Origin of the sequence: Caballeronia ptereochthonis (genome assembly GCF_001545075.1) — a bacterium.
Classification (GTDB): Bacteria; Pseudomonadota; Gammaproteobacteria; order Burkholderiales; family Burkholderiaceae; genus Caballeronia; species Caballeronia ptereochthonis.
Genome location: NZ_FCOB02000013.1, coordinates 169,875 through 196,213, shown reverse-complemented (window position 1 = coordinate 196,213; position 26,339 = coordinate 169,875). Strand labels below are relative to the sequence as shown.

24 protein-coding genes and 2 pseudogenes are annotated in these 26,339 nt (G+C 61.1%); 6 read left to right on the top strand and 20 right to left on the bottom strand.

The genetic code is table 11. The features are described from left to right. Nucleotides 1-249 precede the first annotated feature (249 nt). From AWB83_RS15940 to AWB83_RS15920, 5 genes are all read right to left on the bottom strand, one after another. A complete protein-coding gene (locus tag AWB83_RS15940) occupies nucleotides 250-591 on the bottom strand; it encodes an MFS transporter (protein WP_244197757.1) in 342 nt (113 codons plus the stop codon). A gap of 173 nt (nucleotides 592-764) precedes the next feature. After that, on the bottom strand, nucleotides 765-2,102 hold the full coding sequence (locus AWB83_RS15935) for a dicarboxylate/amino acid:cation symporter (RefSeq protein WP_087046522.1): 1,338 nt from the start codon (nucleotides 2,100-2,102) through the stop codon (nucleotides 765-767). Nucleotides 2,103-2,211: 109 nt separating this feature from the next. Beyond that, nucleotides 2,212-2,826, bottom strand: coding sequence for a 3-isopropylmalate dehydratase small subunit (gene leuD, locus AWB83_RS15930; protein WP_087046521.1), 615 nt, complete (start codon nucleotides 2,824-2,826; stop codon nucleotides 2,212-2,214). Beyond that, nucleotides 2,823-4,241 carry a 3-isopropylmalate dehydratase large subunit gene (gene leuC / locus AWB83_RS15925; protein ID WP_087046520.1) on the bottom strand — a complete coding sequence of 473 codons (1,419 nt, stop codon included), beginning with the start codon at nucleotides 4,239-4,241 and terminating at the stop codon, nucleotides 2,823-2,825. Before leuC ends, leuD begins: the two co-directional genes overlap by 4 nt. 4 nt (nucleotides 4,242-4,245) lie before the next feature. Beyond that, nucleotides 4,246-5,124, bottom strand: a complete 879-nt coding sequence (locus AWB83_RS15920; protein ID WP_087046519.1) for an alpha/beta fold hydrolase — start codon at nucleotides 5,122-5,124, stop codon at nucleotides 4,246-4,248. Between the two features lie 116 nt (nucleotides 5,125-5,240). Here AWB83_RS15920 and AWB83_RS15915 point away from each other — a divergent pair, with 116 nt between their 5' ends. Next, complete coding sequence (locus tag AWB83_RS15915; protein WP_087046518.1) at nucleotides 5,241-6,167, top strand: LysR family transcriptional regulator; 927 nt, start codon at nucleotides 5,241-5,243, stop codon at nucleotides 6,165-6,167. A gap of 201 nt (nucleotides 6,168-6,368) precedes the next feature. Here AWB83_RS15915 and AWB83_RS15910 read toward each other — a convergent pair whose 3' ends face one another. The 7 genes from AWB83_RS15910 to AWB83_RS15880 all read right to left on the bottom strand — a co-directional run bounded on the left by AWB83_RS15910 (nucleotide 6,369) and on the right by AWB83_RS15880 (nucleotide 14,870). Next, complete coding sequence (locus AWB83_RS15910; protein WP_087046517.1) at nucleotides 6,369-7,343, bottom strand: hydroxymethylglutaryl-CoA lyase; 975 nt, start codon at nucleotides 7,341-7,343, stop codon at nucleotides 6,369-6,371. A gap of 26 nt (nucleotides 7,344-7,369) precedes the next feature. Next, entirely contained in the window at nucleotides 7,370-8,575 is a 1,206-nt protein-coding gene (locus tag AWB83_RS15905) for a CaiB/BaiF CoA transferase family protein (protein ID WP_087046516.1), read from the bottom strand. Nucleotides 8,576-8,636: 61 nt separating this feature from the next. Further along, the gene (locus AWB83_RS15900) at nucleotides 8,637-9,536 is read right to left on the bottom strand and encodes a LysR family transcriptional regulator (protein WP_087046515.1); all 900 of its coding nucleotides are present in this window, start codon (nucleotides 9,534-9,536) and stop codon (nucleotides 8,637-8,639) included. A 30-nt stretch (nucleotides 9,537-9,566) separates the two neighbouring features. After that, on the bottom strand, nucleotides 9,567-11,045 hold the full coding sequence (locus AWB83_RS15895) for an aldehyde dehydrogenase family protein (protein WP_167389121.1): 1,479 nt from the start codon (nucleotides 11,043-11,045) through the stop codon (nucleotides 9,567-9,569). 56 nt (nucleotides 11,046-11,101) lie between these two features. Further along, nucleotides 11,102-12,403 (bottom strand): MFS transporter, encoded by a 1,302-nt coding sequence (locus tag AWB83_RS15890; RefSeq protein ID WP_087046514.1) that lies wholly within the window; start codon nucleotides 12,401-12,403, stop codon nucleotides 11,102-11,104. A gap of 356 nt (nucleotides 12,404-12,759) precedes the next feature. Next, the gene (locus AWB83_RS15885; protein WP_159463055.1) at nucleotides 12,760-13,578 is read right to left on the bottom strand and encodes a phytanoyl-CoA dioxygenase family protein; all 819 of its coding nucleotides are present in this window, start codon (nucleotides 13,576-13,578) and stop codon (nucleotides 12,760-12,762) included. A gap of 485 nt (nucleotides 13,579-14,063) precedes the next feature. Next, entirely contained in the window at nucleotides 14,064-14,870 is an 807-nt protein-coding gene (locus tag AWB83_RS15880; RefSeq protein WP_087046512.1) for a phytanoyl-CoA dioxygenase family protein, read from the bottom strand. A 104-nt stretch (nucleotides 14,871-14,974) separates the two neighbouring features. On the opposite strand from AWB83_RS15880, the gene AWB83_RS15875 reads away from it, so the two are divergent. After that, nucleotides 14,975-15,883: a LysR family transcriptional regulator gene (locus AWB83_RS15875; RefSeq protein WP_087046511.1), complete on the top strand. Its 909-nt coding sequence runs from the start codon at nucleotides 14,975-14,977 to the stop codon at nucleotides 15,881-15,883. A gap of 399 nt (nucleotides 15,884-16,282) precedes the next feature. Here the strand turns inward: AWB83_RS15875 and AWB83_RS15870 are convergent, their stop codons facing one another. After that, on the bottom strand, nucleotides 16,283-16,723 hold the full coding sequence (locus AWB83_RS15870) for a potassium channel family protein (RefSeq protein ID WP_087046510.1): 441 nt from the start codon (nucleotides 16,721-16,723) through the stop codon (nucleotides 16,283-16,285). A 417-nt stretch (nucleotides 16,724-17,140) separates the two neighbouring features. Beyond that, nucleotides 17,141-17,926, bottom strand: coding sequence for an IclR family transcriptional regulator (locus AWB83_RS15865; RefSeq protein WP_087046509.1), 786 nt, complete (start codon nucleotides 17,924-17,926; stop codon nucleotides 17,141-17,143). A 188-nt stretch (nucleotides 17,927-18,114) separates the two neighbouring features. On the opposite strand from AWB83_RS15865, the gene AWB83_RS15860 reads away from it, so the two are divergent. From AWB83_RS15860 to AWB83_RS15850, 3 genes are all read left to right on the top strand, one after another. After that, nucleotides 18,115-19,398 carry an MFS transporter gene (locus tag AWB83_RS15860; RefSeq protein WP_087046508.1) on the top strand — a complete coding sequence of 428 codons (1,284 nt, stop codon included), beginning with the start codon at nucleotides 18,115-18,117 and terminating at the stop codon, nucleotides 19,396-19,398. Between the two features lie 4 nt (nucleotides 19,399-19,402). After that, nucleotides 19,403-19,849 (top strand): type II 3-dehydroquinate dehydratase, encoded by a 447-nt coding sequence (locus AWB83_RS15855; protein ID WP_087046507.1) that lies wholly within the window; start codon nucleotides 19,403-19,405, stop codon nucleotides 19,847-19,849. Nucleotides 19,850-20,230: 381 nt separating this feature from the next. After that, nucleotides 20,231-20,542: a DUF4148 domain-containing protein gene (locus tag AWB83_RS15850; RefSeq protein ID WP_087046506.1), complete on the top strand. Its 312-nt coding sequence runs from the start codon at nucleotides 20,231-20,233 to the stop codon at nucleotides 20,540-20,542. A 15-nt stretch (nucleotides 20,543-20,557) separates the two neighbouring features. Here the strand turns inward: AWB83_RS15850 and AWB83_RS36115 are convergent, their stop codons facing one another. Further along, nucleotides 20,558-20,890, bottom strand: coding sequence for a hypothetical protein (locus tag AWB83_RS36115; protein ID WP_143750060.1), 333 nt, complete (start codon nucleotides 20,888-20,890; stop codon nucleotides 20,558-20,560). Nucleotides 20,891-21,490: 600 nt separating this feature from the next. Here AWB83_RS36115 and AWB83_RS15845 point away from each other — a divergent pair. Beyond that, nucleotides 21,491-21,757 (top strand): annotated as a pseudogene (locus tag AWB83_RS15845) (alpha/beta hydrolase); the annotation flags it as partial. 14 nt (nucleotides 21,758-21,771) lie between these two features. Here AWB83_RS15845 and AWB83_RS15840 read toward each other — a convergent pair. From AWB83_RS15840 to AWB83_RS15820, 5 genes and pseudogenes are all read right to left on the bottom strand, one after another. Continuing rightward, complete coding sequence (locus tag AWB83_RS15840; protein ID WP_087046505.1) at nucleotides 21,772-23,454, bottom strand: cation acetate symporter; 1,683 nt, start codon at nucleotides 23,452-23,454, stop codon at nucleotides 21,772-21,774. Nucleotides 23,455-23,457: 3 nt separating this feature from the next. Then, nucleotides 23,458-23,775 (bottom strand): DUF485 domain-containing protein, encoded by a 318-nt coding sequence (locus tag AWB83_RS15835; protein WP_087046504.1) that lies wholly within the window; start codon nucleotides 23,773-23,775, stop codon nucleotides 23,458-23,460. Between the two features lie 51 nt (nucleotides 23,776-23,826). Next, a pseudogene (locus AWB83_RS15830) lies at nucleotides 23,827-24,103 on the bottom strand (electron transfer flavoprotein subunit alpha/FixB family protein); the annotation flags it as partial. A gap of 41 nt (nucleotides 24,104-24,144) precedes the next feature. Then, the gene (locus AWB83_RS15825) at nucleotides 24,145-25,131 is read right to left on the bottom strand and encodes an NAD(P)H-dependent flavin oxidoreductase (RefSeq protein ID WP_087046503.1); all 987 of its coding nucleotides are present in this window, start codon (nucleotides 25,129-25,131) and stop codon (nucleotides 24,145-24,147) included. Beyond that, nucleotides 25,128-26,339 (bottom strand): CaiB/BaiF CoA transferase family protein, encoded by a 1,212-nt coding sequence (locus tag AWB83_RS15820; protein WP_087046502.1) that lies wholly within the window; start codon nucleotides 26,337-26,339, stop codon nucleotides 25,128-25,130. Before AWB83_RS15820 ends, AWB83_RS15825 begins: the two co-directional genes overlap by 4 nt.

Below are 26,339 nucleotides of genomic sequence, written 5' to 3'. Positions count from 1 at the left end.
GCGGTGTTCTTTCTGAGCGGCATCTGCACCTTGTTCATTCCGGACCGCCTCTACGACACCAGCGCGCGCGAGCCGAACGAGCTCGATTCATCCGCTCCCCTGAACGCAGCGGAAGCGGACGGCAACATCGCGGATGCGCTAAATCCGCGTTGACGCCGCCCGCGCCGCATCGTTACGACGAGACCGGCTCCGTGTTCGCGACGCGTTCATATCGGCGCACACCGCCGAGCCACGCCGAAAGCAGCACGATCAGCACGAAGACGGCGGCGGGATTGAAGAACAGTTGCGCGACCGGCAGATGCCGATGCCCGCGAGAAAGCGAAGCAGCGTGAGCTGTCCGAGCGAATCGGCGTATCCGCACATGAACGTCAGCACCCCGGACCAGAGCGATCCGTAGATGATCATGAGCTTGCGCCCGAAACGCTCGCCGCTGACGCCCAGCAATAGCGAGCCGACGAGCACGCCGAACAGGCCCACACCGTACACACGTACGAAGCCGGTCGCGTTCGTGTGCCACGCATGCGTCAGCGCGGGCGCCGCGAAGGCGGCCGCGACCTGATCTAGCCGTCGATCAGCACGATCAGGAAGCACCACAAAATCAGGCGAAGCGCGAAGCCGTCGAGCTTCCGGTGCTCGTTGCGCGGACGACAAATCGACGCCTGCGCAGGTTTCTGAACCGAGTCCGCCGGGGACACAATGATGGGGGGCTCATTGTCCGTCGTCGAGCCGCGATAGCCGACCCTGATTGGTCACCGGATGATCATTTATTTGTAAGGGACCGTTTCGCGATCACCGGCGCTCATTTCGCATAGGGCGGCTGAGCACGACCCGCCTCGGAGTTGCTCGCCTTTACCCAACGCCATCTTGAGCTTCGTTCGATCGAGCCCGCCTTCCCACGCCGATACCACGATCGTCGCCACGCCATTGCCCACGATGTTGGTCAACGCCCTGCATTCGGACATGAAGCGATCGATGCCGAGAATCAGCACCATCGCGCTGACGGGAACCGTCGGCACGACCGACAGGCTCGCAGCCAGCGTGATGAAGCCCGCGCCCGTCACGCCCGTCGATCCCTTCGAGGTCAGCATCGTGACGAGCAATAGCGTGATTTCCTGCGCGAAGGTCAAGTGCGTATTGGTCGCCTGCGCGAGAAACAGCACCGCGAGCGTCATGTAAATGTTGGTGCCATCCAGATTGAACGAGTAACCGGTCGGCACGACGAGTCCCACGACGCCGCGCGGGCAACCCAGGCGTTCGAGCTTGTCCATCAGTTGCGGCAACGCTGCTTCGGACGTCGATGTCCCGAGCACGATCAGTAGTTCGTCGCGGATATAGGCAAGGAAGCGCCAGAGACTGAACCCGCACAGACGCGCGACGATGCCGAGGACGACCGCCACGAACAGAAACGCGGTGAGATAGAACGCGCCGATCAGCTTCAGCATCGGCAGCAGCGAGACGATGCCATAACGGCCTATCGTGAAGGCCATCGCCCCGAACGCGCCGATCGGCGCGAGACTGGTGACCATCCGCACGATGCGAAAGAACGCCTTGGACAAGGTCTCGATCAACTGTGTGACGGGCGCGGCAGACTCGCCCATCAGCGCCAGCGCAGTGCCGAATAGCATTGCGATCAGCAGCACGGGAAGAATGTCGCCCTCAACCAGGGCGCCCACGAATGTTTCGGGTATCACATGTGCGATGAATCCTGCGATGCCGTCGCCATGCGCCGCCTGTGCCGCATAACCTGATACGGCGCGCGCGTCGAGCGTCGAAGGATCGACGTTGAAGCTTTTGCCCGGCACGAGCACGTGGGCGGCGAGCAAACCGATCGCGAGCGCAAGCGTGGATGCCGCTTCGAAATAGAGCAGCGCCTTGCCGCCGACGCGACCGACCTTCTTCATGTCCTGCATTCCTGCGATACCCGTCACGACCGTGCAGAAAATCACCGGCCCAATGATCATCCGCACGAGCTTGATGAACAGATCGCCGAGCGGCTTCAACGCAACGGCAGCTTGCGGCGCGAAATGGCCGAGCAGCACGCCCGCGACGATGGCGGCCAGCACCTGGACATAGAGAATCGTGTAGAACGGTTTGCGTTTCATGTGTCTCCTCCATTTTCGAGGCAAAGAGATGCCCTTCCCTTCTTCGGTCGGAAGGGAATCGGCCAGGCTTGAACTGGGACGCCGTCGCGGCGCGCGACAGCTGGCGCGGTTACATCACTTGCGCCCAGGGATGGCGTGCAAAATGCAAGCGTTCGAACGCCTCGATCGCGGCGACGGAGTCAAGCGTCAGATCGATGGTATCCATGCCTTCCATCACCATGCGCTTGTGGCGTGCGCCAATCGGATACACATGCCGTGCGCCCGAAGCGGACGTCACGGTCTGCTGTTCGAGATCAATCGTGATGGATGCGCCGGGCATTTCGATGACCTCGCGCATCAGCGCATCGATCGCATCGCGCTCCAGTTGAACGAGCAGCAGGCGGTTATTCATTGCGTTGGAATAGAAGATCTCCGCGAAGCTCGGCGCGATTACCGCCTGAAAACCGTATTGCTGCAAGCCCCAGACCGCATGCTCGCGGCTCGATCCGCAGCCGAAGTTCGCGCCGCCGATCAGGATCCGCGCGTTCTCGTAAGCGCTCTGGTTGAAGACGCTGTCCGCGCGAGGCGCGCCCCACTCGTTGAAACGCAGGTCGTACAGCAGGCCGGCGGCGAGACCCGCTTTATCGATGATGCGCAGGAACTGCTTCGGCATGATCTGATCGGTGTCGAGGTTGTCGATCGGCAACGGCGCGGCGCAGCCTTGAATGGTCGTGAGTCGCGTCATGATGTGAATCCCTCCAGCTTGCGGACATCGGTGATGCAGCCGGTCAGCGCGGCGGCCGCCGCCATCGCCGGACTCATCAAATGCGTGCGGCCGCCGCGTCCCTGGCGGCCTTCGAAATTGCGGTTGGTGGTGGACGCGCACCGTTCTCCTGCTTCCAGCACGTCGTCGTTCATCGCGAGGCACATCGAGCAGCCTGGCTCGCGCCATTCGAAGCCCGCATCGATCAGCGTCTTCGCAATGCCTTCCTGGTCGGCCGCCCGGCGCACGCTGCCCGAGCCCGGCACGACCATCGCCCGCACGCCGGGCGCGACGCGCTTGCCGCGCACGATCGCGGCCACTGTGCGCAGATCTTCGATGCGCCCGTTGGTGCACGAGCCAATGAACACACGGTCGATGCGCGTGCCGGCTATCGGCCGATTGGCCGCGAGTCCCATGTAGTCGAGCGCGCGGCGCAGCGATGCGGCGGCTTCGGGCGTCGTTTGCGCGGCTTCGTCGGGAATCGGCTGATCGATGGCGACGGCCTGATCGGGACTCGTGCCCCAGGTGACGAAAGGGGCGATGTTCCGCGCGTCGAAGCGGTGTTCGGCGTCGAATTGCGCGCCTGCGTCGGAATGCAGTTCGCGCCAGTCTTCGAGCGCGACGTGCCATGCGGTATCGTCGAGTGACGGCGTGTGGGCGCGCACGTATTCGAAAGTCGTCGCGTCGGGCGCGATCAGCGCGGCGCGTGCGCCGGCTTCGACGGTCATGTTGCACAAGGTCATGCGCGCCTCGGCCGAAAGCGATGCGATCGTCGAACCGGCGAATTCCACGGCATAACCACGCGCGCCTTGCGCGCCGATCTTGCTGATGATCCAGATGACGACGTCCTTCGACGACGTGCCGTATGGCAGCGCGCCGTCGATCGTGATGCGCATGGTCCGCGCAAGCCGGTACACGAGCGTTTGCGTCGCGAGCACGTGCTCGACTTCCGACGTGCCGATGCCGAAGCCCAACGCGCCGAGCGCGCCGTATGTGGTGGTATGACTGTCTCCGCACAGCACGACCATGCCGGGACGGATCAGCCCGAGTTCCGGCGCGACGATATGCTCGATGCCTTGCAGCGGATCGTCCGCCGCAAAGAGCCGGATGCCGGCTCGCTCGCAATTGCGCGCCAGGTTCCGCGCCTGCAACAGCGACGCTGCGTCGCGAATCACGCGCGGCGACTCCGCATGCGTCGGAATGATGTGGCTCACGACGGCGAGCTGCTGACGCGGACGGCGCACTGCGCGGCCGCGTGCATCGAGCGCGCTGAACGCCTGCGGGCTGGTGTACTCGTTCATCAGATGCAGATCGGCGTACAGCAGCACGTTATGTTCGTCGATACGCGTCACTGTATGCGAATCGACGAACTTCTGGTAAAGGGTTCGGTCGGACATCGGATTACTCGCTGAGAAACGACAGCACGCGTTCGAGCAGTAGCTCTGGCGCTTCTTCGGGGATGTAGTGGCCGCAAGACAGCGCCTCGCCCTGCACGTTCGACGCATACGCCCGCCACTCGGCGAGTGGATCGAAGCATTGCTCGATCACGCCCTGCGAGCCCCACAACGCCATGAACGGACAACCGATCCGCTGTTGCGAAGCGAGCGTCGCGCGGTCGTGTTCGAGGTCGATCGTCACGCTCGCGCGATAGTCCTCGCAGATGCCGTGCGCCGTATCGGGATCGGAGAGACAACGCAGATATTCCGCGTAAGCCGCCGCCGTGAACGGCGCGAGGCCGGCGCTACGCGCGCCGATGGTCTGCCTCAGATAGAGATCGGGGTCCGCGCGGATCAGCGTCTCCGGAAACGGCGCGGGACGCACCAGCATGAACCAGTGCCAGTAGGCGCGCGCGAAGTCGAACGAGGTCTGTTCATACATCGCGAGCGTCGGCGCAACGTCGAGCGTCACGAGGCGCGTCACGGCATCCGGATGATCGAGCGCCATGCGCGCCGCGACGCGCCCGCCCCGATCGTGGCCGATTACCGCGAAGGTCTCATGGCCGAGACCGCGCATCAGTTCGACCTGATCGAGCGCCATGCGGCGCTTGGAATAATTCGCGTGATCGGTTGCGCCCGGCGGCTTGCCGCTGTCGCCGTAACCGCGCAAGTCGGCGGCGACTACCGAGAAATGCTCCGCTAGCGCCGGCGCGACCTTGTGCCAGATCGCATGCGTTTGCGGATGCCCGTGCAAGACTAAAAGGGCGGGGCCCCGCCCACCCTGAATGGCGTGAATCCGTACGCCGTCGACGGTCGCCGATACGTTCCTGAAGCCTTCAAACATGATTGTCTCCTGATCGTGATTCGAGTCTAATTGATGAATCATGTGATTTGGTTTCCTGTAAAGCATTCCGGCCGTAACTTCAGGGAACGAATCCGCGAACGATACGGAGCATTGAAATGGATGGCTTCTCGGACCTGAATCTGTTCGCGCTCGTAGCGCGGCATCGGAATCTGGCGGCCGCCGCGCGCGAACTGGGCGTGACGCCGCCCGCGGTCAGCAAGCGGCTCGCGCAACTCGAACGGCGCCTGGGCGTGCGATTGATGAACCGCACGACGCGGCGTCTGAGCCTCACGCCGGAAGGCGAGCTCTATCTGTCGAACGGCTCGCGCATTCTGGACGAGCTGTCAGAACTAGAGCATCTCGTCACGCAAAGCCGTGGCGAACCGACCGGCCTGCTGCGCGTGAATGCGTCGTTCGGATTCGGTAGGGCGCGCATTGCGCCGGCCGTGTCGGAGTTCGTCGCACGTTATCCCGCGATGAAAATCCTGCTGCATCTGACGGACCGGCCGATGAGCCTTCAGGACGAAGGATTCGACCTCGGCATTCGCTTCGGCGAGGTGCCGGATGCGCGCATCAACGCGCGGCTCCTGCTCGAAAACAAGCGATTGGTATGCGCGTCGCCCGATTACGTGGCGCGGCACGGCAAGCCCTCCGTGCCGCACGATCTGACACGGCATGCGTGCATCGTGCTGCGCGAAAACGAGTCGGCTTACGGCACATGGCATTTTTCTCGCGGGAAGCGCACGGAAACGGTCAAGGTCGATGGAGCGTTGTCCAGCAACGACGGAAGCGTGGTGCTTCATTGGGCGCTCGAAGGTCGCGGGATCGGGGTGCGGTCGCAGTGGGAGATCGAGGGACATCTCGCGCGCGGCGAACTCGTGCCGTTGCTCGAGGACTGGGCATTGCCGGATGCCAATATCCACGCAATCTATCTTGAGCGCAACCAGCTTTCGGTCAAGCTCAGGACGTTCGTCGACTTTCTCGGCGAGTGTCTACGCAGCCCGGGGGGATCACGTGACACCCTGCCTACGCGTGTGCCTTGATTGTCACAAACGGAGCCCCACGGGGCGCTTTCGGCGATGAACTGCCTGAAACGTGGTGAGGGAATCAAGATCGTCGTGATTCGGCACGACATTGAACAATTGCGCGAAGTGTCGTTCGACTGCCTCTGGCCAGCGGCGAGTGAGCAGAATACGAGGCAGGACCAGAGCCAAAGTGGGGCCTTCAGACACAGGACTGCTGTCTCAGGCGAGCGCCACCTTGGCGTCCGCACGAGCCTTGATTTCGGGCAGCCACTGCGGTATGGAATGCAGGTCCGAAACCTTGCCGGCCTTGCCCACTTGGCCCGGCACATCGTGACCGAGCATAGCCGGGAGACGACGACCACAGGCGATCAGGAGGTCCAGATCCACATTGGTGTCGTATCCGCTCAGAGCCAGCATGTGCGTCAGATCTTCGGTGCAGATATTTCCCGTTGCGCCGGGCGCGTAAGGACAGCCGCCCAACCCTCCCAACGAGGCGTCGAAGCGATCCACACCGGCCTCCAGCGCGGCTATCACGTTGGCGAGTCCCATGCCACGCGTGTTGTGAAAATGCAGCGTGAGTTCAGTGCTCGGCCAGCGTTGCTTGAAAGCATTGCACATAAACTGCACCTGGGTGGGATGCGCCATCCCGGTGGTGTCGCAAAGCGTGATGCCGTCCACGCCGAGATCGACGAAGCGATGCGCCCAGCCAAACACCTCGTCCTGCTCGACCACACCTTCCATGGGGCAGCCGAAGGCGCACGACAGCGACACGTTCAAGGCCACCCCCGTCGGGCGTGCAAACCGGATGACCTCAGCAAGCTGTGAGAACGACTGCTCTCGTTTCATCCGCAGGTTGGTCAAGTTGTGCGTCTCGCTCAGCGACATGACGATGTTGAGTTCGTCGGCACGGCAGATCAGTGCGCGCTCGGCGCCGCGCACGTTGGGCACAAGTACGGTGTAGATCACGCCAGGGACACGTTCGATGCCCTGCATGACAGCCTCGGCATCCGCAAGCGCAGGAATGGCTTTGGGCGATGTGAACGAAGTGACCTCGATCTTCGCGAGCCCAGTTCGGCTCAACGTATCGATCAGACCGATCTTCTCGCTGGTAGCAATGAATTCGGGCTCGATCTGGAATCCGTCGCGCACTGCGACGTCCTGAATGTAGACCCGCTGATTATTTCCGTGCTGCATTTGATTTCTCCGGTGACTGGTGCGCCTCAGGCAATCACGCGCTGCTCGTGCAGGTCATTGAGCTCGCCATCGGTCAAGCCGAGGTCGCGTAACACTGCGAAAGTGTGCTCACCTAGCGCGGGCGCGGCCTCGCGGATCCGACCGGGTGTCCCACTCAGTTTCGGGACGACGCCGGGCACCTTCATACGCGTTCCGTCTTTCGTTTCCATGTCATGGATCATCTCGCGCGCCTCGTAGTGAGGATCACTCATGATGTCCGCGGCTGAATAGATTTTCCCTGCCGGAACACCTGCCTTCGACAGCACGGCTAATACCTCCTCTTGGGAGCGAACGGACGTCCACGCCTCGATGGCGCTGTCGATTTCCTGGACGCCGGCGACCCGGCCCTCGTTGTGCTCAAACCGGGGGTCGTTGGCCAGGTCATCCCGCTCGATCGACTTCATCAGGCGACGGAAGATGCCGTCACCGTTGCCTGCCACCAGCACGTGGTTGCCGTCGTTGCAGCGGTAGGCATTCGTTGGCGCGATGCCAGGCAAAGAACTTCCCGTGCGCTCGCGGGTATGACCCATGAAATCTTGCTCTGGGATCAGGCTCTCCATAACGTTGAACACCGACTCGTAAAGTGCCACGTCAATGTACTGGCCCTTGCCGCCATGGACGTCCCGGTGGTAGAGCGCGAACATCGCACCCATGACGCCGTGCAGGGACGACAGCGAGTCGCCAAGACTGACTCCGACGCGCACCGGAGGACGATCCGGATAGCCTGTGACATAGCGCAGTCCTCCCATCGCCTCGCCGATCACGCCGAAGCCTGGAAGGTCGCGATAGGGTCCTGTCTGGCCGTAACCGGAGATTCGGAGCATGATCAGGCGTGGGTTGAGTGCCGACAATGTCTCCCAGCCGAGATCCCAACCCTCTAGCGTGCCGGGACGAAAATTCTCGATCACGATGTCGCACGAACAGGCAAGCTTTCGAACGAGCTCACGCCCCTTCTCCGACTTGAGGTCGACCGCGACGGACTTTTTGTTACGCGATTGAACCTGCCACCAGAGCGACGTCCCTTGGTGCATCTTGCGCCATCTGCGTAACGGGTCGCCGGCAACGGGCGGCTCGATCTTGATGACCTCGGCGCCGAATTCGCCCAGAATCTTGGCGGCGAACGGACCTGCGATCAACGAGCCCATCTCCAATATGCGAATGCCAGCCAGCGGCAGTGCTTTGTTTGTGTCCATGTTTGGTTTGGATCGCGTTGTTGTTCAATAGGGCGTCGATCCTAACGGATCGACGCGCGATTCAAAGAGCTTCGAAGGATGGCCTGCGCAGGTGATCGACCAGGCACCGCGCTGCAGCCGGGAGCGCAACGTAGCTGCGTACTCCAATTACGAGTTCGCGATTCGCCCAGGGCTCCTCGAGCGTCAACATCCTGACCTTCAACGCCCTGACGAAAAGCTCTGCGCTGATCCTCGGCAAGATGCCAATTCCCAGGCCTGCTTCGACCATCAGGCATAGCGCATCGAAGCTTGTCACCTGCACGCGGATCTTCATGGGCCGGTTCGCGCGGCTCGCGGCGTTAGTCAGGGCTATGTTCATCGAACCGCCGGCATGCAGACCGACATACTGGAATTCCAAGGTATCGCTGAACGAGACCGCATCTTTGGCAGCAAGCGGATGATTCACTGGGGTAATCAACACCAGGTCGTCAGCGCGATATGGAAATGTCTCGATCTCTCCGGCGTGCGTGCCGGATGTGAATATCCCGATGTCGACAACCGATTCCGCCAAAGATTTAGTGATCGTCGAGCTGATCTTCTCCTCAAGATGCACCTCCACCAGCGGAAACTTGGCTAGGAACAAGTTCAACTCTGCCGGCAGGAACTGCGTGATCGCAGAGATGTTCGCGTACATCCGCACGTAGCCCCGCGTACCGCTGGAGTAGTCACGCATCTGGAAATAAATATCATCCAGGCCGTGCAACACGTTGCGCGCGAGCCCGAGCAGCGCGACACCCGCCTCGGTAGGCAAGATCCCCTTGTTGCTTCGCTCGATCAAGTGTGTGTTGAGGATGGTCTCAAGCTCGCTGACCCGCTTGCTCACTGCAGATGGCGCGATGTGCTCACGTTCGGCGGCGCCCATGATCGTGCCCTCTTCGACAACTCGAACGAATAGCCGCAGGGAGTAAGGGTCGAGCTTCATTTGTGCAGGCGTGGAAGGTGATAGTTACGGTCACCGAATGATGAACGGGTTGGGGACTTCTTCTTGCGTCGACATCCAGACAGTCTTTTTCTGGAGATAGTCCTTGATCATGTCCTGGCCACTCTCCTTGCCGATGCCGCTCTGCTTGTAGCCGCCGAACGGCGCCATGTAGCTCATCGCTCGGTAAGTGTTGACCCATACGGTGCCCACCTGCAACTGCGAAGGAAGCCGCAAGGCGCGGCGGTAGTCGCTGGTCCAAAGGCCCGCGGCGAGGCCGTAGTTTGAGTCGTTGGCTAAGGCAACCGCCTCTTCTTCGTCGTCAAACGGGATGACCGACAGCACCGGCCCGAAGACCTCTTCCCGAGCGATCCGCATCGAATTGGCGATCCCTATGAAAATCGTGGGTTCGACGAACCAGCCCGCTTGCAACGAGGCTTCCTTCGGCTGCTTGCCGCCGATCACCGCCTCGGCGCCCTCCTGCTTCGCGATGCCGATGTAATCAAGGATCTTCGACAGCTGAGGGCGATTCGTGACCGGGCCCAGCTGCGTTGTCGACAGCATGGGATCGCCGAGGCGCGCGGTGCGCGCAAGATCGACCAGTTTGTGGACGAAATTGTCGTGAATGCTACGTTGCACGAGCAGCCGCGAGCCTGCGACGCAGGTCTGGCCGCAGGCAGCAAAGATGCCCGAGATGACGCCCTTGACTGCGTTGTCCAGATGCGCATCCTCGAAAACCATGTTGGCAGACTTTCCGCCCAGCTCGAGAGACACCTTCTTAAGGCCTTCGGCGGCAGTGGCATAGATCCGCTTGCCGGTCGTCTCCGAGCCAGTGAACGCGACCTTGGCAACCAGCGGATGCACCGCCAGCGGGGCGCCCACCTCGACGCCGAACCCGGTGACGACGTTCAGGACGCCGGCCGGTAAGCCGACCTTCTCAAAGATCTTGGCGAATTCCAGCATCGATGCCGAGGTAAACTCGGACGGCTTGATGACGAGCGTATTTCCTGCGGCGAGCGCCGGCGCGATTTTCCACGCGGCCAGGAACAGAGGTGAGTTCCAAGGAATGATCGCGGCAATCACCCCGAGCGGTTCGTATTGAGTGAACGTGAAATTGTCAGCCTTGTCGATCGGGATGACCGCGCCTTCGATCTTGTCTGCGAGGCCGCCGAAGTAGTAATACCACTGCCGAAGGTATTCCGTCTGTTGGCTCATCTCGGCATAGAGCTTGCCGTTATCGCGCACCTCGATCTCGGCCAAGTGCGGCGCGTGTTCGCCCAGCATATCGCCTAGCGCACGCAGCAGTTGCCCGCGCTTGGAGGCTGTCATGCCGCGCCACTCGACAGAGTTCAGAGTGCGGTGAGCGGCGTTCACCGCACTATCGACGTCCTGCTGGCCGCCTCGCGGAATCAGGCCCCACGGCCTGCCCGTGTAGGGGTTATCGGTTTCGAAATAATCACCCGAGGCGGCATCGACCCACTCCCCGCCGATGTACATCTGATACTTCTTCAGGTTTTCCATGCTGTCCTCAAAATGACGTAGGTAACGAACCAGACTGCCCCGGCGAGTCAGTGGTTCACCGACTTTGAATCGATCATGAACACCATGACGCTGCCGAGGACGCCACACGCCGCAAGCGCAAGGACGCCGCCGGTGGTGCTATGGGAGACCCCCTGCACGAGGCCAATCAGATACGGCGCAACGAGACCAGAGACGCTCCCTATCGTGTTTGCGACCGCGAAGCCCGCAGCAACCGCAGCGCCGCCCATAAAGCTCGGCGGAAGCACCCAGAACTGCGAGATAGTGGTCAGCACTCCGGCGGTGCCGAACGTCAGCGCGACGAGCGAGATCGTCGTGTCGTGCGAATTGAGTGCGCTCACCAGCAGGCCCAATGATCCGATCAGACCAGGGATTGCAACGTGCCAGCGGCGTTCGCGTCGCGCGTCGGAACTCCTGCTGACCATGACCATCGCGATGGCGGCCGCGCCGTATGGCAGGGCCGTTAGCAGCCCGACATTGAGCGGATCGGCGACGCCGCTCTGCTTGATGATGGTGGGAAGCCAGAAACTGATTCCGTACAGGCCCATCGTAAAGAACAGGAACATGATGCTCAGCACCCAGATCTTCTTGTTCGCAAAGCCTTCGCGCAGCGAGTTAAGGTGCCGATGGTGTTGCTCGCTCTTGAGATTGGTGGCCAATATGGCGCGCTCCTGCGCGGTCAGCCACTTCGCATCCTCTACCCGGTCGTCCAGGAAAAAGAACGCAGCGACGCCAAGGATAAGCGAAGGTAGCGCTTCGATCAGGAACAGCCACTGCCAGGCAGCGAGGCCGCCGAGGTCGCTCATCGAGTGCAGGATGTAGCCGGACAGCGGACCGCCGAACACGCCGGACATCGGGATCGCGGTCATGAACAACGCGGTGGCCTTGGCGCAGCGCGACGGCGGGAACCAGTACGTCAGGTACAGCGCGACCGCAGGAAAGAAGCCGGCCTCCGCGACGCCCAGCAGGAAGCGGGTGATATAGAAACTGGTCGGCGACTTGACGAGCATCATCGCCGCGGAGACCAGGGCCCATGTGATCATTATCCGAGCGATCCAGCGGCGCGCACCCACCTTCATCATAATAAGGTTGCTAGGGACTTCGCACAGCAAATACCCGATAAAGAACACGCCGGCGCCCAGTCCATACGCGGCATCGCTCAGGCCGAGGTCGCTCATCATCTGGAGCTTTGCGAAACCGACGTTCACGCGGTCGAGATAGGCCGCGACATAGCAAAGGAACAGGAATGGGATAATTCGCGCCGTGACCTTGGCGTAAGCATGCGACTGCTCTTCCCGTGTCGGTTCGTATTCGATCGCGTGGTTGTACATGACCTTGTCTCCTAGTGTTGTTCTCGCCTGGGTAACCTCGCGACATCCGCGCCCCTGAGTCACCTGAAGTCCGATCGTTCAAGGGACGGCGATGCCGCTTGGTTCAACTACATCTCTGGCCTACGGTGCCAATCTTGTCAGGCTCCTGCCTCCGGTCCGGAATAGGCAGGCACTTCCCGTCGCGCTCATCGCGGGGAATTGCACAACGTGCCTCGACACTTTGTTGACTGACTCGTTCTGCGGATTTTGGCAACTCGGCCGCCAAGGTAGTGCGCAGCCTCGCCCGACGCGTTGCAGCGCCACCGACGGAAACTGGAGCGGTATGCGGGCAACACCTGCCGCCCGCATCGCGGGCACTATGATGGCGCGTGCGCACCCTCGACGATTGCTCGGTCGTGTTCGACTGGGACGGGCGCCCAGTTCATCGAACGCGTGAACTCGCCACGGGGCTTCTCGACCTCGCGCGGGGGATTGGCGCAGCGGTTGTAGGTAATGTAGGCCTGCCAGCGGCTGTCGCGCGACATGTTCACACCCGAACCGTGGATCGTCAGGCAGTGGAACAGCACCAGCGTACCGGCCTTGCCGACGATGGGGATCGGCTCGGGGGATTTCTCCATCACTTCCTTAAGGCGATCGATCTGCACGGCGCGCTGTGGCAGTTGGTACGCTGCCTTGCTGTCGTCGAAGTAGTGATCCTGAAGGCCGAATTTGTGGCTGCCGGGAATGATGTAGAGCGCGCCCTGGATTTCCTTAGTGTCGCCCAACATCACCATGGCGGTAAGCAGGTCGTCGTCCGGATACCCGTCGTGCACCCAATAGCCATGATCCTGGTGCCACAGCCAACCGGTGCCTTCAAGCGCTGGCTTGACGTTGATCTTGGTGTGCATAACGTACACCTTGTCGTCGCCCAGGAGTTGCATGGCCGGCGCCAGGGTTTTCGGCGAGCGGGTCAGCGCCCGAATCGCGGGTGAGTAGACCGGCACAGTGTCGTCATGTGCCTGGAAGATTGAACGTACCGCGCCTTCACGCTCGCGGAAGATAGTCTTGAACTCCACTTGCTTCAGGCGTTCGATCTCAGACCTAAGAGCGTTGACCTCTTCCGCGTCGAACACGTCTGGGATGATCAGAAAACCGTCGCGGTGATACTCTGCAATCTGTTGTTTCGTAAGTTGCACTTTTGTCTCCGTTCTTAAGGGCATTGTTTACCGAGTAACCTGCTGGGCAATGCGCGTTAGCCCAAGAATCACGTTGTCAAGGAATATGGCTTGATGATGCATTTGGCTGTCTAATGATGTAAAGACGTAGATAGCGATGGAGCCATCTCCTGCGGAGATGGCAGCCCAAACTGGCTTAATCTTCATTGGTGATTCGGTAAACCCGCATTACATCCGTGACGGATGCGATTCCGACGAATGAGTGCAGGCCTTTTGCGATTCAACCGTGTGCAAAGCTCCCCGCCCGCCACCATTCGTTGAGCTTGCTCACAGTAAAAGTTGTACGTCGAAGAGTGGTATCAATCGAAGGCACATTGCTAACGATTTCTGGCGCTGGGTCGAATGTCTCTTCCTGGCCGGTTGCCGAAAATGAAGATGGGCAATCACGTTCTGGCTCGCCGCTCCCCCCAGGCACGCGCGCGCTGGCGAGCGACGCCCGCGGCAATTCAGCCGATCTGAACGCTATCGAGAATCTCGTCTGAACCAACCTCAAGAGGAGCAAAATTGGTCGAACGCACATAATCCGGTCGCGGCTGCTCGACTTCCTCAGGCTTGTTCTTCAACTGGTTGTAGACGACATAGGCCTGCCATCGATCGTCACCGGACAGATTGTGACCCGAAGAATGCACAATGTTGGCGTCGAAGAACACGACTGTCCCCGGGCGGCCGATGATAGGCACGGCCTTGGGATGGCTAGACAAAATATCAAGCATGGTCGGCTTGGGTAGCACGTAGAAGCGGTAACCGGTTGCTTCATCGAACGCCGGATCGAGTGAACCTAGTTTGTGGCTTCCCGGGATGAAGTAGAGACATCCGCCCATTTCGGTCGGCTCGTCGAGCATGACCAACGCGGTTGTCATCTTCGGCTCTTTCACGCCGTCGATATGCCAGGTGCCGAAGTCTTGATGCCATTGCCAGACGGAACCGTCGATTGCCGTCTTCAAATTGCACTTCGTGTGATAGACGTAGAGTTGGGTATCGTCGATCAGTTGCTGTGCCGGCTCGAGCAATCTGGGAGAGCGCACTGCGCAGTGAAAAACCGCCGATGCCGTCGGACTTTCAGTCTCGTGAACCTTGTAGATCGTTTTTGCGATGCCACCCGTTTTTTCCCGGACAAGATGGTCGGTGTCAATCTCCTGGATTCGGCGCAACTCGCACTTCATATGCGCGATTTCTTCTTCCGAGAAAAGCTCGGGCAGCACAACGAACCCATCGCGCTCGTACGCATCCAACTGTGACGCGGTAAGTCTCATGAAGGGATCTCCTGGCTCGTCGGTGTGATGTCATGATCGTAAGACCCGTCGCGTCCAATGTAAAAGATATAATAAGTTGCGTATCGATACCTAAAAGGTTCCAAATGGAGCTACGTCATCTTCGCTACTTTCTGGTGGTGGCACGCACACTCAACTTTACGAAGGCGGCGGATGAACTGCACATGGCGCAGCCGCCGTTGAGCCGGCAGATACGGGAACTGGAAGAGGAACTCGGAGTAGCGCTATTTGAGCGCCGGGGCAAACGAGTGTTTCTTTCATCGGCGGGCCAGGTTTTCGAAGAACGGGCCAAGCGAATTCTGACGGAAACGAACTCCGCGATCGTGGATTCGCAACGCGCAGCAAGAGGGGAAGTCGGCCGGGTGGCGGTCGGGTTCTTCGAGCACATCGCGTACACACTGCTGCCACCGCTCTTGCGTGAATTCCAGCAGCGTTATCCCGCGGTAACAATCGAACTTCGATGGTTTTCCTCTGCGGAACAGATCAATGCTCTGGACCGAGGGGACGTCGATCTGGCGTTCGTCCGCTCTTTGCCGCCGAATACTCGACTGAACAGCGTCTTGTTGCTTCAGGAGCCGTTTTACGTTGCCATCGCTAAGGACAACCCTCTCGCAGCCAAACGGCAGATTTCCATCAAGGACTGTATGCACCTGCGCGTCATTAATTACCGTAAAGATGTCGCGCCGGACTATCACGCCACCATCAACCAGTTGTGCGCACTTGCCGGATTTTCTCCTTCCACGAGCTTTGAAATGGGGCAAATCTACGCCTCCCTTGGCCTCGTAAGCGCCGGGTTTGGCGTGACGCTCGTACCGGCGTCAGTTCAACGAACGCACATGGACAACGTCGTCTATCGTCCTCTGCGCGAACAGCACGCGAAAAGCGAACTCTACCTCGCGTGGAAGGAACCCAATCCGCCCGCTGCGCTCGGCTCTTTTGTTCAACTAGCGCGCGAGATAGCCGCGCACGCACCGCGAAAAACGAAGGTCGAGTAAGCGCGAAGCGGTACGGCTTCAATTGCGATGAACAGGTTAGTCTTGCGGGTCGTAAGTGTGAAGCGCGCAGGAACATCTCCTTTAACGTCTCGTCTCTCGCTTTTAGCGCTATCCGCTGAGCGAAGATAGCGTCGGCGCACGGAGTCTTTGATCGGAGTGCACGAGACGTTTGAATATCGCCTCGGACGCGGGGAGTGATGCCCGTAACTGGGCGAGCCTCGCCGCTCACCGTTCGAACGTTCGAACCTGCGAACAGAAGCACGCGCCCCCCTTCGGCCCTTCACCTCCTCGGGCTATCAACGAGCACATGTAAGGTACAACGGTCACTTCGAGCAGCTGCCCCGGCCCGATGCTGCCGATTTTCATTCCTTCAGCGCCTCATGTGCAGTGCTTTCGCGGCTACTCCTGCTGCGTCCGGGCCTGATGGTATTTGATCACATCCATGACCGCAGCCGTCATCACCGAGGTTGAGACTCCGAACATAAGGATGCCGTTGGCAGCTTCGATTGGGCCAAGCATGCGCCATTGCTTGGACATGACAATGTCGCCGTAGCCCAGCGTGATGAAGTTGACCGCGGAGTGATACAGAGCAGTGGCGAAATCGGAAAACTCGTCTAAGAACATGAACAACGCCGCCCAGATCGCCATTTGGGCGAAATTGCAGAGCAAGGTCAGCAGCATCACGGTTATCAATAGCAGGACGTCCACCCATAGCAAGTCCTGACTCTTAACGTTGCGCCGGAAGCGCGCGTACCGGCGTAGGCAGATGGCTACCACCACGCCTTGCAGCAGCAGGCACAGGACCATGGCCGGAGCGGCGGCCAGTACATTGTGTAGCATGATTGACTCCGTCTTCAGGGGGAGCGCGCGGGCAAAAAAGGCGCCGCATTCGGGACGCGGAGATCGCAAGTTCAAAACTTGCTACCCTGGCCAATCATAGGACACGTTGCGTCAGCCGTACCCAGCCATGTCCGTCTCCAACTATTGCCGAATGGTCGCTTACTGAGCGAAGCAGTCGCCCGAATGCCTGAATGCGGATACAGACGCACGACGGCTCATGGCTTAGCCTTGTCAATCACCGTTCGATCGATGCTCGCTCCTCAGCGCGCGGCAGAACGCGACCCACTTCAGCCGGCCACGCAGTCGGGCATTCAGGGGCCGCCAACACAGCGATCCCGTCATCCACGCCGAAATATCGGAGAAAGTCGTTCGAAGCGCATGGGTTCGCTGGCTGGAGAGCGTTGGACTCGTTCCTGGTCATCCTTTGCCGAGAGGTGGCCGAGTGGGAAATCCAGCCATATTGCTCAACTGCGCGAGTTCGTTGGCCGCCTCGCGTAGCAGCACCGAGTATTCGTGAATCTTCTCGACCGTCAGCCGCGCCCGCGGACCCGCCAGGCTAATGACGCCGACGCAACGCGAGCCGCTGACCACGGGCGCCGCGACCGCCGACATTCTCGGCGCAAAGACCTCGTCGATCATCGCGTAGCCGCGCACCCGCGCGGCGTGCAGGAAACCGAGCAGTGCTTTTAGCGTTGTCGGCGCGTTGGGGCCGAACTCGTTCGGCTGACCGAAGCCCTGCTTCAGGACGAGCGCAGCCGCCTGTTCGTCGGACATCGTCATGAGCCATGCGTGTCCAGTCGATGTGCATGAAAGCCGTGCTGCCTGCCCCATGTCGGGATCGTAACGAAAGCCGGTGCGCTGCCCATCCGCCTTTCCCACCCAAATGATCGCCTCACCGTCCACCAGCGACAGTCGCGCCAGCTCGCCAGTGTGCGCCGCGGCGCGTTCGATGATCGGCTGGGCGATATCCGCGATGCCGGTCAAGCTCAGGAACTCCAAGCCGTTCGACGTCATGCGCATGGTCAGGATGTAGCGGCTGTGGTCGGTCAATTGCCGCACATATCCGCTCTCGACGAGTTCGGCGAGGACGCGATGGCACGAACTGCGTGGCATGCCCAGCGCATCCGCGATCTCGACCAGCCCCGCGCCCTCGCCTTGCGATGCGAGGAAATCGAGCATTCTCAGGCCGTTCTTGAGCGACATCGTTCGTCAATTTTCGTGATATGAAATGCAGTTCCGGTGCGGAACGCACCCCTTTCGCAGCGCAAACAATAGCACCTGTTCGTCGCGAGAAGCGAACGTTACAACATACCGAAAATCCAGGAGACACCATGTCAGATATAGCTGACCCAAACGTGGCCGCAGGCGAACGGTCCCCACAGGCTCACTTGATGGCCCGTCGCGCGGTGGCGGGCGCCACCGTCGGCACGGCGCTGGAATGGTTCGACTTCGCGTTGTACGGCGTCGTCGCAGCTACGATCTTTCCAAAGCTGTTCTTTCCGTCGCTCGACTCGACCACGTCGTTGCTCGCATCGCTGGCGAGCTTCTGGGCGGGGCTCGCCGCACGTCCGCTCGGCGCGGTTATCTGCGGCATGCTCGGCGACCGCTGGGGACGGCGCAACCTGATGCTCGTCACGGTGTCGGTGATGGGCGCGTCGTCGTTCCTGATGGGCCTGCTGCCCACTTACCAGCAAGTCGGCATTCTTGCGCCGACGTTGCTGGTCTCGTTGCGCATCGTTCAAGGATTCGCGCTTGGCGGAGAATCGACGGGTGCGCAACTGATGGCGGTCGAACACGCGTCCGCGACGAAACGCGGGCTGTATTCGGGCCTGCTCGGCATCTGCTCGCCGCTCAGCCAGATCCTCGCCAATTTCGCCCTCTTCGCGTTGTCCAGTCTGCTTTCAGCCGATGACTTCGAATCGTTCGGATGGAGAATCCCGTTCCTCGCCAGTTTCGTGCTCGTGCTGCTGGGCATCTATATCCGCATGAAGGTCAGCGAGACGCCGGCCTTCGAGGCGCTCAAGAAGAAAGGCGAAGGCGCGCGCGCCGCCAATCCACTCGGCATCGTCTTCAAGTTTCACTGGCGGACCGCGCTGCGTCTGACTCTGTTCTTCTGCGGCCCGGCGGCGCTCTTCTACCTGATCGTGGTCTTCTCGCTCAGCTATCTCACGAAGAACCTCGGCGTGCCCAAGCAGACCGGCTTCATGCTGCTGATGGTGGCGAATGTCTGCGCCATCGTGGGCGCACTCGCGGGCGGCCATCTGAGCGACCGGATCGGGCGTAAAGGCGCCCTGCTGATCGGCTCGTTCTGCACGCTGGTCTGTTGCCTAATCTACTTTCCAATCCTCGACCAGCACTCGGTCGCCATGACAATGGCCGTAATGGGCGCCTTCCTCGGCTTCACGCAGTTCCAGAGCGGCATCCAGCCGGTGTGGTTCGCCGAATCCTTCCCGACCGAAGCGCGCTACACCGGGTCCGCACTTTCGTACTCGGGGGCCAACCTGCTCACTGGCGGACCGATGCCGATCGTCGCCGTGGCCCTGCTCAATGCCTTTCATGGTTCACCGTGGGCCATCGTCGCTGTCTGCGGCTCGCTGAACCTGCTCTCCTTCCTCATGATCGCGACGTCGCGGGAAACCAAAAACACGGCCCTCGAACGTAGCGCTACACATTGAAACCATGACCCGCAAACTCTACATCCTCAATGGCTCCAACCTGAACATGCTGGGCGTACGGGAGCCGCACATTTATGGCCATACGACGCTGAAGGATATCGAACAGAACTGCCTCGCACTGGCCGAAGATCTCAAGTTCGATTGCGTGTTCCGTCAGACCAACAGCGAAAGCCAGTTGATCGACTGGATCCAGGAAGCATTCCTGCACGACGCCGCGCTGATCATCAACCCGGCCGGCTTTTCGTTCGGGCGAATTCCGGTGCTCGACGCGGTCAAGCTGATCCGCCGGCCGGTGGTGGAAGTGCATATCACGAACATCCACCGGCGCTCCGAGGAATACCGTCACTCGACAATCTCGGTGGCGTCTACGGTGGTGATCTGCGGGGCTGGCGCGAACGGCTACTTGCTGGCGATCCGCGCGGTTGACGATCTTTGGGGCAATCAAGGTTGAACCTGCCGCTCGATTTTTCGAGCAAGCTGGCTCCGCTCGAAGTTCGCTTCCACCGAGATGCGTGCCCTCAACATCGGGCGGGTTTCGGGTAAGTTCAGCCGTTCGAGTGAGCGCTTCATGGCTCGGACGAGCGGCGGAAACTGGCCGACTGCTGTCCGACGCGGTCCGCAGAACGACGCGACGCTCCTCGGACGCTCGACATCGGATTGGCGTATTTCCCTTTCGGATATGCGATGGTCATTCGAGGCGCCTGGCTTTCTTCCGGTTGTACCGGTGTGCCTCTTCCGATGACTGGACTCGGCAAAATAGGTAAAGAAGTTACGCGCGACCGGCGGCATCGCGCCGCTTGCGTTGCGCCAATTGGACGCACGGAGATGCGCTATGGAATTGCTTACGAAAAGCTGCTCGACGGCTGCTGCGTTGGCGCTCCTTCTGACTGGCTATGCCGCCGCCGGCTTACCGCACAGCGGCCCACATCTGACCCCGACCGAATGTCACCATCTGGCCGCGGCTAAAAGCAATGCGCCTCGGACGAGGTCACAACACCGAAGCGAAATATCCGCGCTGAGCAAAGCAGGGTACAGCCCATCACCATGGCACGACGACCCAAACTACCCGGCGGATCTACACGCGGCGCAGCGCCGAGTCGACCATTGGTTCGAAACGGAGTGCAAGCAGTCTCAGCCCAGGTGAGAAGCTCCGGAGCAACTACGGCCGTGCAGGCGTTTGCCATCGCGAACAAGCACAGGTGTGCATCAATCGATCGGCTCGAGCCTGAATTGCAGTGAACCAGGCGAGATCGTTGCCGACGCAGAAGGCATCATCGACGGGCGCCCCGCCGGCTATCAGCGCCTCGAATGAAAGCGTGCCCGCCGGGGCGACGCGGCCCTGCAGTTCGCCGCAGGTCTCCGAGCGTTCGCCGAAGGTGATCGTCACCCGGTCGGGCGAACGCTGCACGCAACGATGCAGGCCTTGGGTCAGATACATGTCGTCTTCGCGTTTTTGTGTTTCTTCCTCGCGAGCGGAGGAACTCAGGGCCATTGTCCAAGCCATCTGTCGCATCGCCAACCCAACTCATGCTTCATGCTCGATCGGCGACGCGGGCGTCGAATGCGTATCCATGACAATCATTTGAATGTAATTGACTTCAGGCCTAGCATATCCTCGACACCGCCGCATAAGTGACAGGAGCCCACATGAATCACTTTCTGATCGCGTTCGGCACGCTATGGGTTTTGATCTGCGTGTATGCCGTTCTGGCACATCACTTCGCGACATCCGAACCCGACGTCCCATCGTCTTGCGAGCTTCCTCGTTGGCCTGGCAGAGAAGTCATCATGCCGACGTCGCATCTCCGCGAGCGGCGAGGCACATCGCGTCTGCGGTTGCAGCGTTGCGCAAAGTCGACGTCCCGAAAGCGTAAGTTCTACGTCCTTTGCGATATCGGAGACGAGTCGTATAACGGCGCTGTGAATTCCGATTGCGTGGCGTACAGGAGAGACTCCGGTACCGAATGAAATGAACGGGCGTCGTCGACGCTTCATGGCAAGCGCCGCGGCCAGCGTCGCCGCGATGAATATGCTTCTAACCGGTCGCGCGCATGCGTGTCGTCCGACATAGCCGCAACCGCGAGCAGTGTGGCATCGCTGGCGCCTCGGCATTTCTCACGGAGAGGCGGAATACGACGCGCTGGAAATGCGTCTTGCAGCGGCGCCCGTCATCGCCGTGCCGACCATCACGCTCGAAGGCGATGCGAACGGTGCGCCGCATCCCGAGCCCGCATCTTATGCAAAGAAATTCGTCGGCAGGTACACCCATCGCACTATCACTGGCGGCGTCGGCCAGAACCTTCCGCAAGAAGCACCTGAGGCTTTCGCGGAAGCGGTCATCGAGGTCGCCAGCTACTGATTGCATCGACTAGCTCAGTGATCGGCCGCCTTTACGGGCAATACACCCGTCTGGCCATGGAATTCCTGCATCGCGAAGGCGTCACGCTCCCGGTGCGCACGCGCACCGCGATCCAGCATCGAAAAAGCCCAGATTCCCGCGAAGGCAAGCGGCACCGAAACCAGCGCCGGATTGTCGAGCGATACGAGCGCGTGCGCCTGATGCAGCACATCGACCCAAACGGCTTTCGAGAACAGCGTCAGCAGCACGGCGCTGATCAGCCCGAGACTCCCGCCTACGACGGCACCGCGCGTCGTCATGCCGCGCCAGAAAATCGACGACACCAGAATCGGGAAGTTCGCGCTCGCCGCCACCGCCGCGACCAGACCGACGAGGAACGCGACGTTGACGTGTTCGAACGCGACGCCCAGCCCCATCGCGACGATGCTGAGGACCACGGTCGCGATCCGTGATACGCGCATCTCGCTTGCATCGTCGCCCTTCCCGCGCGAGAGCCAGCATGCGTAGAGATCGTGCGACACCGTGGTCGCGCCGGACAGCGTGAGGCCCGCCACGACCGCGAGGATCGTCGCGAAGGTCACGGCCGCGATGAAGCCGTAGAACAGATTGCCGCCCAGCGCCTGCGCGAGCCTGACGGCAACCATGTTCGAGCCGCCGAGCAGATCGTGCGTGAGGTTGAAGTGGCCGTCGGCCGCGGTCTTGAAGAACTCCGGGTGCTGCGCGAGCAAGGCAATCGCGGAGAAACCGATCACGAACGTCAGCAGATAGAAATAGCCGATAAAGCTCGTCGCCACGAACACCGATTTGCGCGCTTCCTTTGCGCTCGGCACCGTGAAGAAGCGCATCAGGATATGCGGAAAGCCCGCGGTGCCGAACATCAATGCGATGCCGAGCGAAAGCGCGTTGAGCGGATCGGAGAGCAGCTTGCCGGGCGCCATGATGCTGAGCGCGCCGGGATGAACGTCGACCGCGCGGCGGAACATCTCGTCGAGGCTGAAGCCGAATTGAGCGAGCGCGGTGACGGCCATGAAGGTCGCGCCGCACAATAGCAGAACAGCCTTGATGATCTGCACCCAGGTCGTCGCGGTCATGCCACCGAAGAACACGTACACGACCATCAGCGCGCCGACGATCACTTCGGCCATCCCGTAAGGCAAGCCGAACAACAACTGGATCAGCTTGCCCGCGCCGACCATCTGCACGACCAGATAGAAGATCACGACGACAAGGGACGTGCTCGCGGTCAGAAGGCGAATCGGTGCTTGTTCGAAGCGGTACGCGACGACATCGACGAATGTGAATTTGCCGAGATTGCGCAAGGGTTCGGCGAGCAGGAACATCACGAACGGCCAGCCGACGAGAAAGCCGATCGAATAGATGAGGCCATCGAAGCCGAACACGAAGACCATGCCAGACAGACCGAGAAACGAAGCCGCGGACATATAGTCGCCCGCGATGGCGAGCCCGTTCTGGAAGCCGGTGAGATCGCCGCCCGCGCTGTAAAAGTCCTTCGTCGTGCGCGTTCTGCGCGATGCCCAGCGCGTGATGCCCAGGGTAACCAGCACGAACAGCAGGAACGTGGCGACCGCGATCGGATTCAGTTCAACGTGATCGGGCACCGGCCCTTCGATGGACGACGCGTTGGCGAGCGCGGGCATCGAGACGAGGCCTGCGAGAATGATGTGAAGACGGTTCATCGCTCAGCCTCCTTGCTGGACGCTGGCGAGCAGCGCGTTCATCGAAGGGTCGAATGTTCGGTTCGCGCGCAGCACGTAGCATGCGGTCATGCCGAGCGCGATGAGGATGATGGCCACGCCCGCGACGACTCCGATCGTCATCGTCGCGCCAGCATAGAGCGGACGCGCCAGGAGATGCGGCGCCAGCGCGACGAAGAGGACGAAGCCGTAATAGGTGAGGACCATCAACGCGGTCAGCGTCAAGCTGAAGCGGCGTCGTTGCGCGACGAGCCGCCGGTAAGCGGGACTCGCCGCCGTTCGGTCGATATGAACTTGCTGCATGATGCTGTCTCCTTCATTTTTTGAATGACGTCGCTTTGACGCGGGCCGCTGTCAGTTCAGTCCGTCGATCAACTCCGGTAAAACTGCGAACGGATCGCCGACGAGGCCGTAATCGACCACGCTGAAGATCGGCGCTTCCGGAGTCCTTGCTGATCCCGACGATCGCTTTCGATTCCTTCATACCCGCGAGGTGCTGAATCGCGCACGAGATGCCGACCGCCACATACAGCTGCGGCGCGACGATCTTGCCCGTCTGACCGACCTGGTGGTAATCGTTCGGCACGTAGCCCGCATCGACTGCCGCGCGCGATGCGCCCAGAGCCGCGCTTGACAGGGACCAATACCTTCACTGCACTCTCCTTGCATTGATTAGCTGATCGCCACGCGTTTCATCGCGTGCATCATGTCGCTCTCGAAGCGATGCACGATATCCGCGAGCGGTTCGATGCGGTCCGTGAACGCGAGCGACTGCCCTGCCGCGAGCAGACCCTTGCGCCAGTCTCCGGTGATATAGGCTTCGCGGCCGATCTTGCCCGACACCATCGGCATCAGATCCTGAATGGTGACGTTGTCGTTGCGCGCCTCGAAGTCCTTCACCGCAGCCGAGGTTTCGTTGCGCAGCGTGCGCACGGTGTTGCGTACGGACTCCATGCACAGATCAGTGTCGGTCGGTCCGGCTTCGACGAGGCGACGCTTGTAATCGTCATGCGCCCAGATCTCTTCGGCGACGACGAAGCGCGTGCCGACCACGACGCCGGATGCGCCCATCGCGAGCGCGGCGGCGAGTTGCGAGCCGCGTCCGATGCCGCCGCCGATTAGATACGGAATGTCGAGCTGGCTTTCGGCCCACGCCGCGTTGACGAACGAGCCGACCATGTCGAGTCCCGGATGCCCGCCGCATTCAGCGCCGACGATCGCGACCGCATCGACGCCAACCGACGCCGCCTTTACTGCGTAGCGCACCGACGGAACCTTGTGCAGCACCTTGATACCCGCGCTCTTCAGAAGTGGTATGAATTCCTCGGGATTGCGTCCGGAGGTTTCGACGAACTTCACGCCTTCATCGACGATCAGTTCGAACACTTCGCGCGTCTTCTCGCCCGGCACGAGCTTCGGCAGCATCGACACGTTGACGCCGAAAGGGCCGCCCGCGCACAACTCGCGGCAGCGCCTGATTTCCGCGCGCAATGCTTGCGGCTCAGGAAAGCTCGCTGCCGTGATGAAGCCAATGATGCCCGCACGCGATGCAGCCGCGACATACTCCGCGTCCGCGAGCCACATCAACCCGCCCGCGACGATCGGCAGACGCGTGCCGAATAGTTCCGTGACGGCATTGGCAAAGAAGCGCTGACTCATGATGTGATCTCCTGCGCCTTCAGTCGTGAAACGTCTTCGTCAGACAGGCCGAGCAGCGAACGAAGCACGTCGCTCGTGCCTTCGCCGAGGGGTGGCGGCGCGCTGCGCACGGGCAGGCGCGCACCGTCGAATCGCCAGGGCGGCGCGAGCACGTGCGTGCTGCCCGCTTCAGGATGCGGAACCGTCGTCAGAAGCCCGGCTTCCTTCGCGCGCTGCGATGTGAGCGCGTCGTGAAGACCGAGCACTTCGCCGCACGGAATGCCTGCGCCCGTGAGCCGCTCCAGCAACACCGCGCGATTCAGCGAGCCGATCGCACGCGTGAGTGCGGGCACGAGCACGTCGCGATTCGCGGCACGGACGAGATTCGTGCAATATCGCTCGTCATCGAAAAGCTCGGGACGCTCGATCACTTCGCGGCAAAAGCGCTCGTACTGGCGATTCGTTCCTACCGCGATGACGACCGGTCCATCGACCGCGTCGAACACGCCGTAAGGCACGATCGACGGATGCGCGTTGCCGTAGCGCGGCGGATCATCCTCTAGCAACATCGACTCGAGCCCGTAGTACGACGTGATCATCAGGCCGCAATCGAAGAGTGCCATTTCAATGTGACGCCCCCTGCCGGTCTTCTGACGCTCGAAGAGCGCGGCCAGCACGGCTTGCGCGGAATACATGCCGGTGAACAGATCGACGGCCGCGACGCCGAACTTGAGCGGCGGTTGATCGGCGGTGCCATTCATCGCCATCAGTCCCGCCTCGCCCTGCACGACGATGTCGTAGCCGGGACGCGCGGCTTCCGGTCCGTGGCGGTCGTAGCCAGAGATCGAGCAATAGATGAGATCCTCGCGGCCTTCGGCGAGTTGTGCGTAGCCCAGGCCGAGCTTTTCCGCGCCGCCGTATTTGAAGTTCTGGATCACGACATCACACTGTGCCGCGAGCTCGCGTGCGATGCGCTGTCCTTCGGCGCTTTGTAGATCGAGACACACCGAGCGCTTGTTGCGGTTGACGCTGTTGAAATACGTCGTCTCGGTCGCGCCGACGCGAATGCCCCAGTCGCGCGTGTCGTCGCCGCGCTTCGGGTGCTCGACCTTGATGACTTCGGCGCCGAGATCGCCGAGCACCATCGCGCACCACGGACCCGCGAGCACGCGAGACAGATCGAGAATGCGAACGCCGGCGAGCGGCAGTGAGGAAACCGGATTCGACAT

What these genes read in the sequence shown, in the direction of transcription:
- AWB83_RS15820 (WP_087046502.1), bottom strand. Translation starts at nt 26,339, where the DNA reads ATGTCGAATCCGGTTTCCTCACTGCCGCTCGCCGGCGTTCGCATTCTC.
- AWB83_RS15870 (WP_087046510.1), bottom strand. Translation starts at nt 16,723, where the DNA reads ATGCTACACAATGTACTGGCCGCCGCTCCGGCCATGGTCCTGTGCCTG.
- AWB83_RS15910 (WP_087046517.1), bottom strand. Translation starts at nt 7,343, where the DNA reads ATGCAGCACGGAAATAATCAGCGGGTCTACATTCAGGACGTCGCAGTG.
- leuD (WP_087046521.1), bottom strand. Translation starts at nt 2,826, where the DNA reads ATGACGCGACTCACGACCATTCAAGGCTGCGCCGCGCCGTTGCCGATC.
- AWB83_RS15880 (WP_087046512.1), bottom strand. Translation starts at nt 14,870, where the DNA reads ATGAGACTTACCGCGTCACAGTTGGATGCGTACGAGCGCGATGGGTTC.
- AWB83_RS15920 (WP_087046519.1), bottom strand. Translation starts at nt 5,124, where the DNA reads ATGTTTGAAGGCTTCAGGAACGTATCGGCGACCGTCGACGGCGTACGG.
- AWB83_RS15935 (WP_087046522.1), bottom strand. Translation starts at nt 2,102, where the DNA reads ATGAAACGCAAACCGTTCTACACGATTCTCTATGTCCAGGTGCTGGCC.
- AWB83_RS15860 (WP_087046508.1), top strand. Translation starts at nt 18,115, where the DNA reads ATGGCCCGTCGCGCGGTGGCGGGCGCCACCGTCGGCACGGCGCTGGAA.
- AWB83_RS15905 (WP_087046516.1), bottom strand. Translation starts at nt 8,575, where the DNA reads ATGGACACAAACAAAGCACTGCCGCTGGCTGGCATTCGCATATTGGAG.
- AWB83_RS15840 (WP_087046505.1), bottom strand. Translation starts at nt 23,454, where the DNA reads ATGAACCGTCTTCACATCATTCTCGCAGGCCTCGTCTCGATGCCCGCG.
- AWB83_RS15835 (WP_087046504.1), bottom strand. Translation starts at nt 23,775, where the DNA reads ATGCAGCAAGTTCATATCGACCGAACGGCGGCGAGTCCCGCTTACCGG.
- AWB83_RS15855 (WP_087046507.1), top strand. Translation starts at nt 19,403, where the DNA reads ATGACCCGCAAACTCTACATCCTCAATGGCTCCAACCTGAACATGCTG.
- AWB83_RS15865 (WP_087046509.1), bottom strand. Translation starts at nt 17,926, where the DNA reads ATGTCGCTCAAGAACGGCCTGAGAATGCTCGATTTCCTCGCATCGCAA.
- AWB83_RS15825 (WP_087046503.1), bottom strand. Translation starts at nt 25,131, where the DNA reads ATGAGTCAGCGCTTCTTTGCCAATGCCGTCACGGAACTATTCGGCACG.
- AWB83_RS15850 (WP_087046506.1), top strand. Translation starts at nt 20,231, where the DNA reads ATGGAATTGCTTACGAAAAGCTGCTCGACGGCTGCTGCGTTGGCGCTC.
- leuC (WP_087046520.1), bottom strand. Translation starts at nt 4,241, where the DNA reads ATGTCCGACCGAACCCTTTACCAGAAGTTCGTCGATTCGCATACAGTG.
- AWB83_RS15890 (WP_087046514.1), bottom strand. Translation starts at nt 12,403, where the DNA reads ATGTACAACCACGCGATCGAATACGAACCGACACGGGAAGAGCAGTCG.
- AWB83_RS36115 (WP_143750060.1), bottom strand. Translation starts at nt 20,890, where the DNA reads ATGGCCCTGAGTTCCTCCGCTCGCGAGGAAGAAACACAAAAACGCGAA.
- AWB83_RS15875 (WP_087046511.1), top strand. Translation starts at nt 14,975, where the DNA reads ATGGAGCTACGTCATCTTCGCTACTTTCTGGTGGTGGCACGCACACTC.
- AWB83_RS15900 (WP_087046515.1), bottom strand. Translation starts at nt 9,536, where the DNA reads ATGAAGCTCGACCCTTACTCCCTGCGGCTATTCGTTCGAGTTGTCGAA.
- AWB83_RS15915 (WP_087046518.1), top strand. Translation starts at nt 5,241, where the DNA reads ATGGATGGCTTCTCGGACCTGAATCTGTTCGCGCTCGTAGCGCGGCAT.